We start from the raw sequence: 12,566 nt of genomic DNA, 5'->3' as shown, positions 1-12,566 counted from the left end.
GCCGCGCTCACTCACAGCACGCTGGGTGGCGGCTCGGGATCGGTGGTTTCGTCGGGCGGCGTGCTCGGCCCTTGATCGGGTTCTATGGGCAGGTCCGGCGTGAGCGGAGTTGGAAGGTCGGGATGGGTGGCCATGGTGTTGCTCCTTTTCCCCAGGTTGTAGGCTTGTCCAACCGAAGCTGCGCCAGCCCCTGGCTGCACTTGCCGTCGGCGGGAGCCGACAGGCCGGCCGCTGGCGACGCGACGCCGAAATCTCACCGCAAGGCAGAAGCGAACAGGCAACAAAAAAGCGACCTGGAAATCCAGGTCGCTTTTTATGATTTGGTGGGCGGTGGAGGTTTCGAACCTCCGACCCCAGCAGTGTGAATGCTGTGCTCTACCCCTGAGCTAACCGCCCTGAGACACTGCTTTTGAGTTCAGTGTCTTGAACACGTATCGCGTTGTGCGAAGCCTCAGATTATGCCACAGCTTTTTCGCCGTCCTGGCGAAAAACGGTTCGGCCACCGCTGGATTTGTCGAGCTCGCACAACACGAGCTCGTGCGAGGCCAGCTCCTGCTCGCCCGCAACGATCACGGGCAGCGCGAACTGACTCAGGTCGATGGCCACCACGGTGGTGCCCAGCGCGGGCTCGTTGGAGGCCACGTCGATCAGCAGCGCGTCCTGCCCGCGCGTGAGGTTGATGTAGACATCGGCCAGCAGCTGCGCATCGAGCTTCGCGCCGTGGAAAGTGCGGTTCGAACGGTCGACACCGAAGCGGTCGCACAGCGCGTCGAGCGAATTGCGCTTGCCCGGGTACACCTGCTTGGCCATGGCCAGCGTGTCGGTCACTTCGCCGACAAAGGTGCGCAACGGCGGCAGGCCGGCGCGCTCGAACTCCTTGTTCAGGAAACCGACGTCGAAGGCCGCGTTGTGAATAATCAGCTCGGCGCCGCGCAGGTACTCGATGATGTCGTTGCCCAGCGTGGCGAACTTCGGCTTGTCGCGCAGGAAGTCGGTGGTCAGCCCGTGCACCTTGAGCGCGTCCTCGTGGCTCTCGCGCTCGGGGTTGAAGTAGATGTGCAGGTCGTTGCCGGTGAGCTTGCGGTTGAACAGCTCCACGCAGCCGAGCTCGATGACGCGGTCGCCGTTCTCCGCGGAGAGGCCGGTGGTTTCGGTATCGAGAACGATCAGTCTGGACATCAGTGATTTTCCTTGGCGTGGTTGATCGAGTACTTCGGAATCTCGATGGTCACATTCTGCTGTGCCAGGATCGATTGGCAACTCAGCCGCGACTGCGGCTCCAGGCCCCAGGCGCGGTCGAGCAGGTCTTCTTCGCCTTCTTCCGCCTCGTTGAGCGAATTGAAGCCCTCGCGCACGATGACGTGGCAGGTCGTGCAGGCGCAGCTCATCTCGCAGGCGTGCTCGAGGTTGATGTGGTTGTCGAGCAGCGCCTCGCAGATCGAGGTGCCGGCAGGCGCGGTGATTTCGGCGCCCTGCGGGCAGTACTCGGGATGCGGGTAGATCTTGATCGTGGGCATGTTGTTGTTCTACAGAGATTCGACCTTGCGGCCGGACAGCGCGCGCGCAATGCCCGCGTTCATGCGCTGGGCGGCGAAGGCCTCGGTGTCGTCGGCCAGCTTCTTGGTGGCGGCCTCGATGGCGGCCGCTTCGTTGCTCGCCCTGGCGGCTTCGCGCAGCCGCGCCATCGACGCGTCGATGGTCGCGCGTTCCTCGTCGCCGAGCAGGTCGCCATCGGCGTCGAGCGCGCTTTGCGTGGCCAGCAGCATGCGGTCGGCGTCGACGCGCGATTCGACCAGCGCGCGAGCCTGCATGTCCTGCTGCGCGGTCGAGAAGCTCTCCTGCAGCATGGTCGCGATCTGGTCGTCCGACAGGCCGTACGACGGCTTGACCGTCACGCTGGCTTCGACGCCGCTGCCCTGCTCCTTCGCGCTCACGCTCAGCAGGCCGTCGGCGTCGACGGTGAAGGTCACGCGGATGCGCGCCGCGCCGGCCGCCATCGGCGGGATGCCGCGCAGCGTGAAACGCGCAAGGCTGCGGCAGTCGGACACCAGGTCACGCTCGCCCTGCACCACGTGCAGCGCCAGCGCCGTCTGGCCATCCTTGTAGGTCGTGAAGTCCTGCGCCATCGCCGTGGGAATGGTCTGGTTGCGCGGCACGATGCGCTCGACCAGTCCACCCATGGTCTCGATGCCGAGCGACAGCGGAATCACGTCGAGCAGCAGCAACTCACCCGCGCCGTTGTTGCCGGCCAACTGGTTGGCCTGGATGGCGGCGCCGAGGGCCACGACCTCATCGGGGTTCAGGTTGACCAGCGGCTCGCGGCCAAAGAATGCAGCAACGGCCGTGCGAATCTGCAGCATGCGCGTTGAACCGCCAACCAGCACGATGCCTTGCAGATCGTCGGGCTTGAGCCTGGCATCGCGCAGTGCCTTGCGAACGGCGGCAATGGTGCGGTCTGTGAGCGATTGCGTGGCCGCGTAGAACTGTTCGCGCGCCAGCTCGAAGGTGACTGTTTCGCCCGCGACGCTCGCGCTGAATGCAGCCGATGCCGACTCGGTCAGCGCCTCCTTGGCGGCGCGCGCAGCCACCAGCACCGCGGCCTTGTCGGTGTCGCTGCCGGCTTGCAAGCCGGTCTGCTCCAGCACGAAGCCGGCCAGCGCGTGGTCGTAGTCGTCGCCGCCCAAGGCCGAGTCGCCACCGGTGGCAATCACTTCGAACACGCCCTGCGTCAGTCGCAGGATCGAGATGTCGAAGGTGCCGCCGCCCAGGTCGTACACCGCGTAGACGCCTTCGCTCGCGTTGTCGAGGCCGTAGGCAATGGCAGCGGCCGTGGGTTCGCTGATCAGTCGCAGCACATTGAGGCCGGCGAGCTGCGCGGCGTCCTTGGTCGCCTGGCGCTGGCCTTCGTCGAAGTAGGCCGGCACGGTGATGACGGCGCCATACAACTCGTCGTCGTCGAAGGTATCTTGGGCGCGATAACGCAGCGTGGCCAGGATCTCCGCGCTGATCTCGACCGGTGACTTCTCGCCTGCCAGGGTCTGCACCGTCACCATGCCGCCGTCGTTGCTGCCGATGCGGTACGACATGGCCTCGCGGTTGGCGATGTCGGCCAGGCCGCGGCCCATGAGCCGCTTCACCGAGGTGATGGTGTTGGCCGGGTCCTGCGCGCGCGCGGCAAGGGCGTCGAAGCCGATCTGCCGGCGGTCGCCCTCGAGGTAACGCACGGCCGAAGGCAGCAGCACGCGGCCCTGGGCGTCGGGCAGGCACTCGGCCACGCCATTGCGCACAGACGCCACCAGCGAGTGCGTGGTGCCGAGGTCGATGCCCACGGCAATGCGGCGCTGGTGCGGGTCGGGCGCCTGGCCGGGTTCGGAAATCTGAAGAAGAGCCATAAGGGCCTATTGTCCCAACTGATCGAATTTGGCTTCGACGTCGTGGCCGAAGCGCTCAATGAACATGAGGGCTCTCACTTGCTGCGCGGCGGCGAGGTGGTCGTGCTGCACGTCGATGAGCCCGCCGAGCGAAGACAGCGCACGTGCGCGGGCAGCGTCGACCTCGGCCTGAAGCTTGTCGAGCGCGGCGGCGTCCTCGACCTCGTCGAGCGCCTCGCGCCATTCCATTTGCTGCATCAGGAATTCAGGCGGCATCGCCGTGTTGTTCTCCGCGTTCAACGGCGCATCGTGCAGCTCGCAGATGTAGCTGGCGCGGCGCACCGGGTCCTTGAGCCGCTGGTAGGCCTCGTTGATGCGCACCGACCACTGCATGGCCACGCGCTGCGCCGCAGCGCCTTGCGCGGCGAAGCGGTCCGGGTGGGCTTCGCGCTGCAGTTCTTTCCAGCGCGCGTCGAGCGCGGCGCGGTCCTGCGCAAACGTCGCCGGGACGGCGAACAGTTGAAAGTCGGTGTCGTTCAGGTTCATGGCAAGAAAAAACCGCCAGCACATGACATGGTGGCGGCTGTGGTCGCGGTCAGCGACGGTGCATCAGATGCGAAAACTCTCGCCGCATCCGCAACGGTCGCGTTCGTTCGGGTTGATGAACTTGAAGCCTTCGTTCAGGCCTTCGCGCACGAAGTCGAGCTGCGTGCCGTCAATGTAGGCCAGGCTCTTCGGGTCGACCAGCACCTTCACGCCGTGGTCTTCGAACACCACGTCTTCAGGCGTGAACTCGTCCACGTACTCGAGCTTGTAGGCCAGGCCCGAGCAGCCGGTGGTCTTCACGCCCAGCCGCACGCCCACGCCCTTGCCTCGTTTGCCGAGGTAGCGGGTCACGTGTCTCGCAGCGGCTTCGGTCAGCGTGACGGCCATGTCAGTGAACGGCTTCCACAGCAGCTTCGGTCTTCTTCGCGCCGTGCTTGGCCTTGTAGTCGTTCACCGCCGCCTTGATGGCGTCTTCTGCCAGGATGGAGCAGTGGATCTTCACCGGCGGCAGCGCCAGTTCTTCGGCGATCTGCGCGTTCTTCAGTGCAGCCGCTTCGTCGAGCGTCTTGCCCTTGACCCATTCGGTCACGAGCGACGACGAGGCGATCGCCGAGCCGCAGCCGTAGGTCTTGAAGCGTGCGTCTTCGATCACGCCCGTTTCGGGGTTGACCTTGATCTGCAGCTTCATCACGTCGCCGCAGGCCGGCGCGCCGACCATTCCGGTGCCTACCGAGTCGTCGCCTTTTTCGAAGGAGCCGACGTTGCGTGGATTTTCGTAGTGGTCGATGACCTTGGAAGAATATGCCATGGTGTACCTCTCAAACTTTGTTCAATCGTGGAGCCTTGGGCTGGCCTGGGTCAGTGGGCCGACCACTGGATCGTGCTGATGTCGACGCCGTCCTTGAACATCTCCCACAGGGGGCTCAGCTCGCGCAGCTTCGCGACGTTGTGCTTGATGGTCGAGATCGCGTAGTCGATTTCTTCTTCGGTCGTGAAGCGGCCGATGGTCATGCGCAGGCTGCTGTGGGCCAGTTCGTCGCTGCGGCCCAGGGCGCGCAGCACATAGCTGGGTTCCAGGCTGGCCGAGGTGCAGGCCGAACCCGACGACACCGCCAGGCCCTTGATGCCCATGATCAGCGACTCGCCTTCGACGTAGTTGAAGCTCATGTTCAGGTTGTGCGGCACACGGCGTTCGAGGTCGCCGTTGATGAACACCTGCTCGACGTCCTTCAGGCCGTTCAGCAGGCGCTGCTGCAGGTGGCGCGCGTGGGCGATGTCCTGCTTCATCTCGAGCTTGGCGATGCGAAACGCCTCGCCCATGCCCACGATCTGGTGCGTGGGCAGCGTGCCCGAACGCATGCCGCGCTCGTGACCGCCGCCATGCATTTGCGCTTCGAGGCGAATGCGCGGCTTGCGGCGCACGTACAGCGCGCCGATGCCCTTGGGGCCATAGGTCTTGTGCGAAGCGAGGCTCATCAGGTCGATGGGCAGCGCGGTGATGTCGATCTCGACCTTGCCGGTGGCCTGCGCCGAGTCGACGTGGAAGATCACACCCTTTTCGCGGCAGACATTGCCCAGCGCGACCACGTCCTGGATCACGCCGATCTCGTTGTTCACGAACAGCACGCTGGCCAGGATGGTGTCGGGGCGAATGGCCGCCTTGAATTTCTCCAGGTCGACGAGACCGTTTTCCTCGACGTCGAGGTAGGTCACCTCGAAGCCCTGGCGCTCCAGTTCACGCATGGTGTCGAGCACGGCCTTGTGCTCGGTCTTCAGCGTGATCAGGTGCTTGCCCTTGCCCTTGTAGAACTGGGCCGCGCCCTTGAGCGCGAGGTTGATCGACTCGGTGGCACCCGACGTCCAGACGATCTCGCGCGGATCCGCATTGATCAGGTCAGCCACCTGGCCGCGCGCCTTCTCGACCGCTTCTTCGGCCTCCCAGCCCCAGGCGTGGCTGCGAGATGCCGGATTGCCGAAGTGTTCGCGCAACCAGGGAATCATGGCGTCGACCACACGGGGGTCAACCGGCGTGGTGGCGCCGTAATCGAGATAGATCGGGAAATGAGGAGTTACGTCCATGGCTGGCTCGTGCTGGCGTGGGGGTTGTTTTTTGATCTGGCGCCTCTTGGCGGCGCCCGCAGGCGCTACCGACACTCAGGACTTGGCGAAGACGTTGCCGAGGGCGAACACCGAATTCGGCGCATTCACGCGAATCGGCTTGACCACTGGCTGGGCCGAGATCGCACGCTTGACGACCGGCTTGTTCTCGATCTGCACGCCCTTGGCGATCTGGTCGTCCACCAGCTTCTGCAGCGTGACGGAATCGAGGAATTCGACCATGCGCTGATTCAGCGAGGCCCAGAGTTCGTGCGTCATGCAGCGACCGGCTTCGCCGAGGCAGTTTTCCTTGCCGCCGCACTGGGTGGCATCGATGGGCTCATCGACAGAAACAATGATGTCGGCCACGGTGATGTCCGCCGCCTTGCGCCCGAGGCTGTAACCGCCGCCGGGGCCGCGGGTCGACTCGACCAGCTCGTGACGGCGCAGCTTGCCGAACAGCTGTTCGAGGTACGACAGCGAAATCTGCTGCCGTTGGCTGATTGCAGCCAGCGTGACCGGACCGGTGTTCTGACGCAGCGCCAGATCGATCATTGCTGTAACCGCAAAGCGGCCTTTGGTAGTGAGACGCATCGCAAGCTCCTTCAAGTGCTTACCGTTGAAATGACACCGTGGTCCCGGACCGCGGTGACTTCGTCTCCGCCCTGCCCGACCCCAGACACTGGTGAACCAGTCGGTAGGAGTCGGTCCTTCATCGCGAAGTTCTTTTTATGTTGTTGACTGTTTCGGTCAAGTATAACAGAAGCCCCGAAGTCTGCTCGGGTAAACCCCAGCGCGGCTCGCTTGAAGAATGCGACCCGCAGAACTAGCGCAAACCGGGCACCAAGCCTACTGTGGCAAAACCGCGATGTTGTCGCCACCGGACGCTCCGAACGCCCGCTCCCGCAGCAGCGCCAACTGGTCGCGCACCCGGGCGGCCTTCTCGAATTCGAGGTTCCGGGCGTGCTCCAGCATCTGCTTTTCGAGCCGCTTGATTTCCCGGGCGATGTCCTTCTCGCTCATGTCCTCCACCTTGGCGCGCTCCAGGTCGAGCTTGGCCATTTCCTTGCCGGTCTTCTCACTGTAGACGCCGTCGATCAGGTCGCGCACCTGCTTGACGATGCTGCGCGGCGTGATGCCGTTGGCCTCGTTGTGGGCAACCTGCCGCGCGCGCCGGCGTTCGGTTTCGTCGATGGCCTTCTTCATCGAATCGGTCATGCGGTCGGCGTAGAGAATGGCCTTGCCGCTCAGGTTGCGCGCTGCGCGGCCGATCGTCTGGATCAGCGAGCGCTCGGAACGCAGAAAGCCCTCCTTGTCCGCGTCGAGGATCGCGACCAGCGACACCTCCGGAATGTCCAGCCCCTCGCGCAGAAGGTTGATGCCCACCAGCACATCGAAGGTCCCCAGGCGCAGGTCGCGCAAGATTTCGACCCGCTCCACGGTGTCGATGTCGCTGTGCAAGTAGCGCACCTTCACGCCGTTGTCGCCCAGGTAGTCGGTCAGCTGCTCGGCCATGCGCTTGGTCAGCGTGGTGATGAGCACGCGCTCGTTCTTGTCGACGCGAATGCGGATCTCGCCCAGCACGTCGTCCACTTGGTGGGTGGCGGGGCGCACCTCGACCTCGGGGTCGATCAGCCCGGTGGGCCGCACCAGCTGTTCGACCACGTTGCCCGCATGGTCCTTCTCGTACTGCGCCGGCGTGGCCGAAACGAAGATGCACTGGCGCATGCGTGTCTCGAACTCTTCCAGCTTGAGCGGCCGGTTGTCCAGGGCGCTCGGCAGGCGAAAGCCATATTCGACCAGCGTGGTCTTGCGTGCCCGGTCGCCGTTGTACATGCCGCCGAGCTGCCCGATCATCTGGTGGCTCTCGTCGAGGAACATCAGCGCGTCCTTCGGCATGTAGTCGGTCAGCGTCGCGGGCGGCTGGCCCGGCGCCGCCCCCGACAGGTGGCGGGTGTAGTTCTCGATGCCCTTGCAGTGGCCGATCTCGGCGAGCATTTCAAGGTCGAAGCGTGTGCGCTGCTCCAGCCGCTGCGCCTCGACCAGCTTGCCCGCGCCGACCAGTTCCTTCAGCCGGCCCGACAACTCGATCTTGATGGTTTCCACCGCCGCCAGCACCTTGTCGCGCGGCGTCACGTAGTGGCTCGACGGGTACACCGTGAAGCGCGGCACCTTCTGCCGAATGCGCCCGGTCAGGGGGTCGAAGAGCTGCAGCGACTCGATCTCGTCGTCGAACAGCTCGAAGCGGATCGCCAGCTCGCTGTGCTCGGCCGGAAACACGTCGATGGTGTCGCCCCGCACGCGGAAGGTACCGCGCGAGAAGTCCTGCTCGTTGCGCGTGTACTGCATGCGGATGAGCCGCGAGATCAGATCGCGCTGGCCGACCTTGTCGCCCACGCGGGCGATCAGCCGCATCTCCATGTAGTCCTCGGGCGTGCCGATGCCGTAGATGGCGCTCACCGTGGCCACGATCACGGTGTCGCGCCGCTCCAGCACGCTCTTGGTGGCCGACAGCCGCATCTGCTCGATGTGCTCGTTGATCGACGAGTCCTTCTCGATGAACAGGTCGCGCTGCGGCACGTAGGCCTCGGGCTGGTAGTAGTCGTAGTAGCTCACGAAGTACTCGACCGCGTTCTTCGGGAAGAACTCGCGAAACTCACTGTAGAGCTGCGCCGCCAGCGTCTTGTTGGGCGCGAAGATGATGGCTGGGCGGCCCAGTTGTGCAATCACGTTGGCCATGGTGAAGGTCTTGCCCGAGCCGGTCACGCCCAGCAAAGTCTGGAAAACTTCGCCGTCTTTCACACCCGCCACCAACCCCTCGATGGCCTTGGGCTGGTCCCCGGCCGGCGGATAGGGCTGGAAAAGCTCGAACGGCGAGCCCGGGTAGCGGACGAATTCACCCTGTTTCGCCGGACCGATCGGGTCCAGTTTCTTCAGGTCTGCTATGGCTTCGTTGTTCTCTGGCATGGCTGTTCCCGACAGGTGGCGATGGCCCCGGTAAAATTCAAGGCAACCGGAAAGCGTAGCGCAAACCCGGTTGCCAGCGAAGCTTTCATCCCAAAGGACCTTTCCATGTCTATGTTCACCGCGGTCGAAATGGCACCGCGCGACCCGATCCTCGGCCTCAACGAGCAGTTTGCCGCCGACACCAACCCCGCCAAGGTCAATCTCGGCGTCGGCGTCTATTACGACGACAACGGCAAGCTGCCCCTGCTGCAGTGCGTGCAGGCGGCCGAGCAGAACATGATGAAGGCGCCCACAGCGCGTGGTTATCTGCCCATCGACGGCATCGTCGCGTACGACAACGCCGTGAAGGCGCTGGTCTTCGGCGCCGACAGCGAACCCGTCACCTCCGGCCGCGTGGCCACCATCCAGGCCATCGGCGGTACCGGCGGCCTGAAGGTCGGCGCCGACTTCCTGAAGAAGCTCAACCCCAGCGCCAAGGTGCTGATCAGCGACCCGAGCTGGGAAAACCACCGCGCGCTGTTCACCAACGCGGGCTTCGAGGTCGAAAGCTACCCCTACTACGACGCCGCCAAGCGCGGCATCGACTTCAACGGCATGCTGGCCGCCCTGAACGCGGCGCCCGCCGGCACGGTCGTCGTGCTGCACGCCTGCTGCCACAACCCGACCGGCTACGACATCACGTCCGAGCAGTGGGACCAGGTGGTTGCGGCCATCAAGGCCAGGAACCTCGTGCCCTTCCTCGACATGGCCTACCAGGGCTTCGGCTATGGCCTGACCGAAGACGGCGCGGCCGTCGGCAAGTTCGTCGATGCCGGGCTGACCTTCTTCGTGTCGACCTCGTTCTCCAAGAGCTTCAGCCTGTACGGCGAGCGCGTCGGCGCCCTGTCGGTGCTGTGCGAGAGCAAGGAAGAAGCCGGCCGCGTGCTGTCGCAGCTGAAGATCGCCATTCGCACCAACTACAGCAACCCGCCGATCCACGGCGGCGCCGTGGTCGCCGCGGTGCTCGGCACCCCCGAGCTGCGCGCCCTGTGGGAAAAGGAACTCGGCGAGATGCGCGTGCGCATCAAGGCGATGCGCCAGAAGCTGGTCGATGGCCTCAAGGCCGCCGGCGTGAAGGAAGACATGAGCTTCATCACCACCCAGATCGGCATGTTCAGCTACTCCGGCCTCAGCAAGGACCAGATGGTGCGCCTGCGCAATGAATTCGGCGTGTACGGCACCGACACCGGCCGCATGTGCGTGGCCGCGCTGAACAGCAAGAACATCGAGCACGTTTGTGCCTCGATCGCCAAAGTCATCTAGGTGACAGCAAAATGTGAGGGAATCGCCCTCGCGACGATTCCTTCACACTCTTGGCGGGAATGAGCCTCGCGGCAGGGTCGGCATAGGGGTTAGGCCCCCTGCACCGCGGCGAATGCGCTGATATATTGCACTGCAACATTCCACTCCGACACCAGCGATGCTCTATCAACTCTACGAAGCCCAGCGTTCCTTGATGGAGCCCTTCTCGGACTTCGCCCAGGCCGCCTCCAAACTCTACGGTCAAGGCGCCGTGTGGGGCCAGATGCCCATGGCGCAGCGCATGGCCGCGGGCTACGACCTCATGTACCGCCTGGGCAAGGACTACGAGAAGCCCGAATTCAACATCAAGTCGGTGAAGGTCGACGGCGAAGACGTCGTCATCCAGGAAGCCATCGCGCTCGACAAGCCTTTCTGCGAGCTGCGCCGCTTCAAGCGCTTCACCGACGAGCCGCACATTCTCAAGACGCTCAAGAGCCAGCCCGTGGTGCTGATCGTGGCGCCCCTGTCGGGCCACTACGCCACGCTGCTGCGCGACACCGTGCGCACCATGCTGCAGGACCACAAGGTCTACATCACCGACTGGAAGAACGCGCGCCTGGTGCCGATGTCGGAGGGCGAGTTCCACCTCGACGACTACATCAATTACGTGCAGGAGTTCATCCGCCTGCTGCAGGCCGAGTACGGCAACTGCCACGTGGTGAGCGTGTGCCAGCCGACCGTGCCGGTGCTGGCCGCCGTGTCGCTCATGGCCAGCCGCAAGGAGCCGCTGCCCCTGACGCTGACGATGATGGGCGGCCCCATCGACGCCCGCAAGTCGCCCACCGCGGTCAACAACCTCGCGATGAACAAGAGCTACGAATGGTTCGAGAACAACGTGATCTACCCGGTGCCCAAGGGCTTCCCCGGTGAAGGCCGCCGCGTGTATCCGGGCTTCCTGCAGCACACCGGCTTCGTGGCCATGAACCCCGACCGCCACGCCACCAGCCACTACGACTACTTCAAGGACCTCATCAAGGGCGACGACGCCAGTGTCGAGGCCCACCGCAAGTTCTACGACGAGTACAACGCCGTGCTCGACATGGACGCCGACTACTACCTCGACACGATCCGCACCGTGTTCCAGCAGTTCGAACTCGTCAACGGCACCTGGGACGTCAAGAACCCCCAAGGACAGATCGAACGCGTGCGTCCTCAGGACATCCGCACCGCCGCGCTGCTGACGGTGGAAGGCGAGCTCGACGACATCTCCGGCTCGGGCCAGACCGAAGCAGCGCACAGCCTGTGCACCGGCATCTCGGACAGCAAGCGCGAGCACTACGAAGTCAAGGGCGCGGGCCACTACGGCATCTTCAGCGGTCGCCGCTGGCGCGAGCTGGTCTACCCGAAGGTGGTGAAGTTCATCGCAGCCAACGACCAGCCGCAGAGCCGCGCGGGCAACCGCGGCGAGCTTGCCGCCGAAGACACGGTCAAGCCGACCCGTCGGACCGCCGCCGTTGCAGCCAAGAAGGCGCCAGCGAAGAAGGCCGTGAAAACCGTGGCCGTCGCCGTCAAGAAAACCGCCGCGCGCAAGAAGCCCCGCGCCAGCGCTGCGCGCTGAAGCGCGCACACCAACCGCCAGTGATCGGACTCGCCGCACGCATCAACGACGCACTGCCTCAAACGCAGTGCACCCGGTGCGGCTACCCCGATTGCGCAGGCTACGCCCAGGCCGTGGCGGCTGAAGAAGCGGGCATCAACCAGTGCCCGCCGGGTGGCGCGCAAGGCATCGAGCGCCTGGCGCTCATCACCGGCCGCCCCCTGCTCCCCCTCGACCCGCAGTTCGGCACCGAAGGCCCGCGCGCCATGGCCGTCATCGACGAGGCCTGGTGCATCGGCTGCACCCTGTGCCTGGACGCCTGCCCGACCGATGCCATCGTCGGCATCAACAAGCGCATGCACACGGTGATCGAGGCGCACTGCACCGGCTGCGAACTGTGCATCCCGGTCTGCCCCGTCGATTGCATTTCGCTCGAGAACGAGACGCCGGGCCTCAGCGGCTGGCAGGCGTGGTCCGCCGAGCAGGCCGACAGCGCGCGGCGCCGCTACGAAACGCACGGCAAGCACCGCAACACCGACGCCCGGTTGGCTGATGAAAAGCCGGCCGAAGCACAAGCCCCGCAAGACGCCGGCGACCGCAAGCGCTCCATCGTCGAAGCCGCCCTGGCGCGTGCGCGCGCCGCCTCGCTGCAACGCCAGCAAGCCCCAAAGCCGTGACGTCGTGCACCTGCACACCCGCGCGACGCG

Annotated in this window: 13 protein-coding genes and 1 tRNA gene; 3 read left to right on the top strand and 11 right to left on the bottom strand. The window is 64.8% G+C overall.

The window, feature by feature from the left end; all coding sequences use genetic code 11:
- Positions 1-11: 11 nt before the first annotated feature.
- The 11 genes from ACSFA5_RS21735 to uvrB all read right to left on the bottom strand — a co-directional run bounded on the left by ACSFA5_RS21735 (position 12) and on the right by uvrB (position 8,981).
- Positions 12-134 carry a stereocilin gene (locus ACSFA5_RS21735; RefSeq protein WP_435446117.1) on the bottom strand — a complete coding sequence of 41 codons (123 nt, stop codon included), beginning with the start codon at positions 132-134 and terminating at the stop codon, positions 12-14.
- A 187-nt stretch (positions 135-321) separates the two neighbouring features.
- Positions 322-396, bottom strand: a tRNA-Val gene (locus ACSFA5_RS21730).
- A 60-nt stretch (positions 397-456) separates the two neighbouring features.
- Positions 457-1,179: a DNA polymerase III subunit epsilon gene (dnaQ, locus tag ACSFA5_RS21725; RefSeq protein ID WP_435446116.1), complete on the bottom strand. Its 723-nt coding sequence runs from the start codon at positions 1,177-1,179 to the stop codon at positions 457-459.
- Positions 1,179-1,517, bottom strand: coding sequence for an ISC system 2Fe-2S type ferredoxin (gene fdx / locus ACSFA5_RS21720; RefSeq protein WP_435446115.1), 339 nt, complete (start codon positions 1,515-1,517; stop codon positions 1,179-1,181). Before fdx ends, dnaQ begins: the two co-directional genes overlap by 1 nt.
- A gap of 9 nt (positions 1,518-1,526) precedes the next feature.
- On the bottom strand, positions 1,527-3,392 hold the full coding sequence (gene hscA, locus ACSFA5_RS21715; protein WP_435446114.1) for a Fe-S protein assembly chaperone HscA: 1,866 nt from the start codon (positions 3,390-3,392) through the stop codon (positions 1,527-1,529).
- 6 nt (positions 3,393-3,398) lie between these two features.
- On the bottom strand, positions 3,399-3,917 hold the full coding sequence (hscB, locus tag ACSFA5_RS21710) for a Fe-S protein assembly co-chaperone HscB (protein WP_435446113.1): 519 nt from the start codon (positions 3,915-3,917) through the stop codon (positions 3,399-3,401).
- A gap of 63 nt (positions 3,918-3,980) precedes the next feature.
- The gene (iscA, locus tag ACSFA5_RS21705; RefSeq protein ID WP_007828190.1) at positions 3,981-4,304 is read right to left on the bottom strand and encodes an iron-sulfur cluster assembly protein IscA; all 324 of its coding nucleotides are present in this window, start codon (positions 4,302-4,304) and stop codon (positions 3,981-3,983) included.
- A 1-nt stretch (position 4,305) separates the two neighbouring features.
- Complete coding sequence (gene iscU, locus ACSFA5_RS21700; protein ID WP_435446112.1) at positions 4,306-4,725, bottom strand: Fe-S cluster assembly scaffold IscU; 420 nt, start codon at positions 4,723-4,725, stop codon at positions 4,306-4,308.
- A 50-nt stretch (positions 4,726-4,775) separates the two neighbouring features.
- Complete coding sequence (locus ACSFA5_RS21695) at positions 4,776-5,996, bottom strand: IscS subfamily cysteine desulfurase (protein ID WP_435446111.1); 1,221 nt, start codon at positions 5,994-5,996, stop codon at positions 4,776-4,778.
- A 75-nt stretch (positions 5,997-6,071) separates the two neighbouring features.
- The gene (gene iscR / locus ACSFA5_RS21690; protein ID WP_093237517.1) at positions 6,072-6,608 is read right to left on the bottom strand and encodes a Fe-S cluster assembly transcriptional regulator IscR; all 537 of its coding nucleotides are present in this window, start codon (positions 6,606-6,608) and stop codon (positions 6,072-6,074) included.
- Positions 6,609-6,863: 255 nt separating this feature from the next.
- The gene (gene uvrB, locus ACSFA5_RS21685) at positions 6,864-8,981 is read right to left on the bottom strand and encodes an excinuclease ABC subunit UvrB (RefSeq protein ID WP_435446110.1); all 2,118 of its coding nucleotides are present in this window, start codon (positions 8,979-8,981) and stop codon (positions 6,864-6,866) included.
- 105 nt (positions 8,982-9,086) lie between these two features.
- On the opposite strand from uvrB, the gene ACSFA5_RS21680 reads away from it, so the two are divergent.
- From ACSFA5_RS21680 to ACSFA5_RS21670, 3 genes are all read left to right on the top strand, one after another.
- A complete protein-coding gene (locus tag ACSFA5_RS21680; RefSeq protein ID WP_435446109.1) occupies positions 9,087-10,283 on the top strand; it encodes an amino acid aminotransferase in 1,197 nt (398 codons plus the stop codon).
- Positions 10,284-10,440: 157 nt separating this feature from the next.
- The gene (locus ACSFA5_RS21675; RefSeq protein ID WP_435446108.1) at positions 10,441-11,880 is read left to right on the top strand and encodes a polyhydroxyalkanoate depolymerase; all 1,440 of its coding nucleotides are present in this window, start codon (positions 10,441-10,443) and stop codon (positions 11,878-11,880) included.
- Positions 11,881-11,900: 20 nt separating this feature from the next.
- A complete protein-coding gene (locus ACSFA5_RS21670) occupies positions 11,901-12,536 on the top strand; it encodes an RnfABCDGE type electron transport complex subunit B (RefSeq protein WP_435446107.1) in 636 nt (211 codons plus the stop codon).
- Positions 12,537-12,566 lie beyond the last annotated feature (30 nt).

The organism is Variovorax monticola, assembly GCF_051216855.1.
In the GTDB taxonomy this organism is placed as follows: Bacteria; Pseudomonadota; Gammaproteobacteria; order Burkholderiales; family Burkholderiaceae_C; genus Variovorax.
Note: the sequence above shows the minus strand (reverse complement) of the source record. Positions and strands in the feature narration are given on the sequence as shown.

Excerpts from the sequence above, each read along its gene's own strand:
- dnaQ (WP_435446116.1), bottom strand. The coding sequence starts at position 1,179 with ATGTCCAGACTGATCGTTCTCGATACCGAAACCACCGGCCTCTCCGCG.
- iscA (WP_007828190.1), bottom strand. The coding sequence starts at position 4,304 with ATGGCCGTCACGCTGACCGAAGCCGCTGCGAGACACGTGACCCGCTAC.
- ACSFA5_RS21735 (WP_435446117.1), bottom strand. The coding sequence starts at position 134 with ATGGCCACCCATCCCGACCTTCCAACTCCGCTCACGCCGGACCTGCCC.
- uvrB (WP_435446110.1), bottom strand. The coding sequence starts at position 8,981 with ATGCCAGAGAACAACGAAGCCATAGCAGACCTGAAGAAACTGGACCCG.
- hscB (WP_435446113.1), bottom strand. The coding sequence starts at position 3,917 with ATGAACCTGAACGACACCGACTTTCAACTGTTCGCCGTCCCGGCGACG.
- fdx (WP_435446115.1), bottom strand. The coding sequence starts at position 1,517 with ATGCCCACGATCAAGATCTACCCGCATCCCGAGTACTGCCCGCAGGGC.
- iscR (WP_093237517.1), bottom strand. The coding sequence starts at position 6,608 with ATGCGTCTCACTACCAAAGGCCGCTTTGCGGTTACAGCAATGATCGAT.
- ACSFA5_RS21680 (WP_435446109.1), top strand. The coding sequence starts at position 9,087 with ATGTCTATGTTCACCGCGGTCGAAATGGCACCGCGCGACCCGATCCTC.
- ACSFA5_RS21675 (WP_435446108.1), top strand. The coding sequence starts at position 10,441 with ATGCTCTATCAACTCTACGAAGCCCAGCGTTCCTTGATGGAGCCCTTC.
- iscU (WP_435446112.1), bottom strand. The coding sequence starts at position 4,725 with ATGGCATATTCTTCCAAGGTCATCGACCACTACGAAAATCCACGCAAC.
- ACSFA5_RS21695 (WP_435446111.1), bottom strand. The coding sequence starts at position 5,996 with ATGGACGTAACTCCTCATTTCCCGATCTATCTCGATTACGGCGCCACC.
- hscA (WP_435446114.1), bottom strand. The coding sequence starts at position 3,392 with ATGGCTCTTCTTCAGATTTCCGAACCCGGCCAGGCGCCCGACCCGCAC.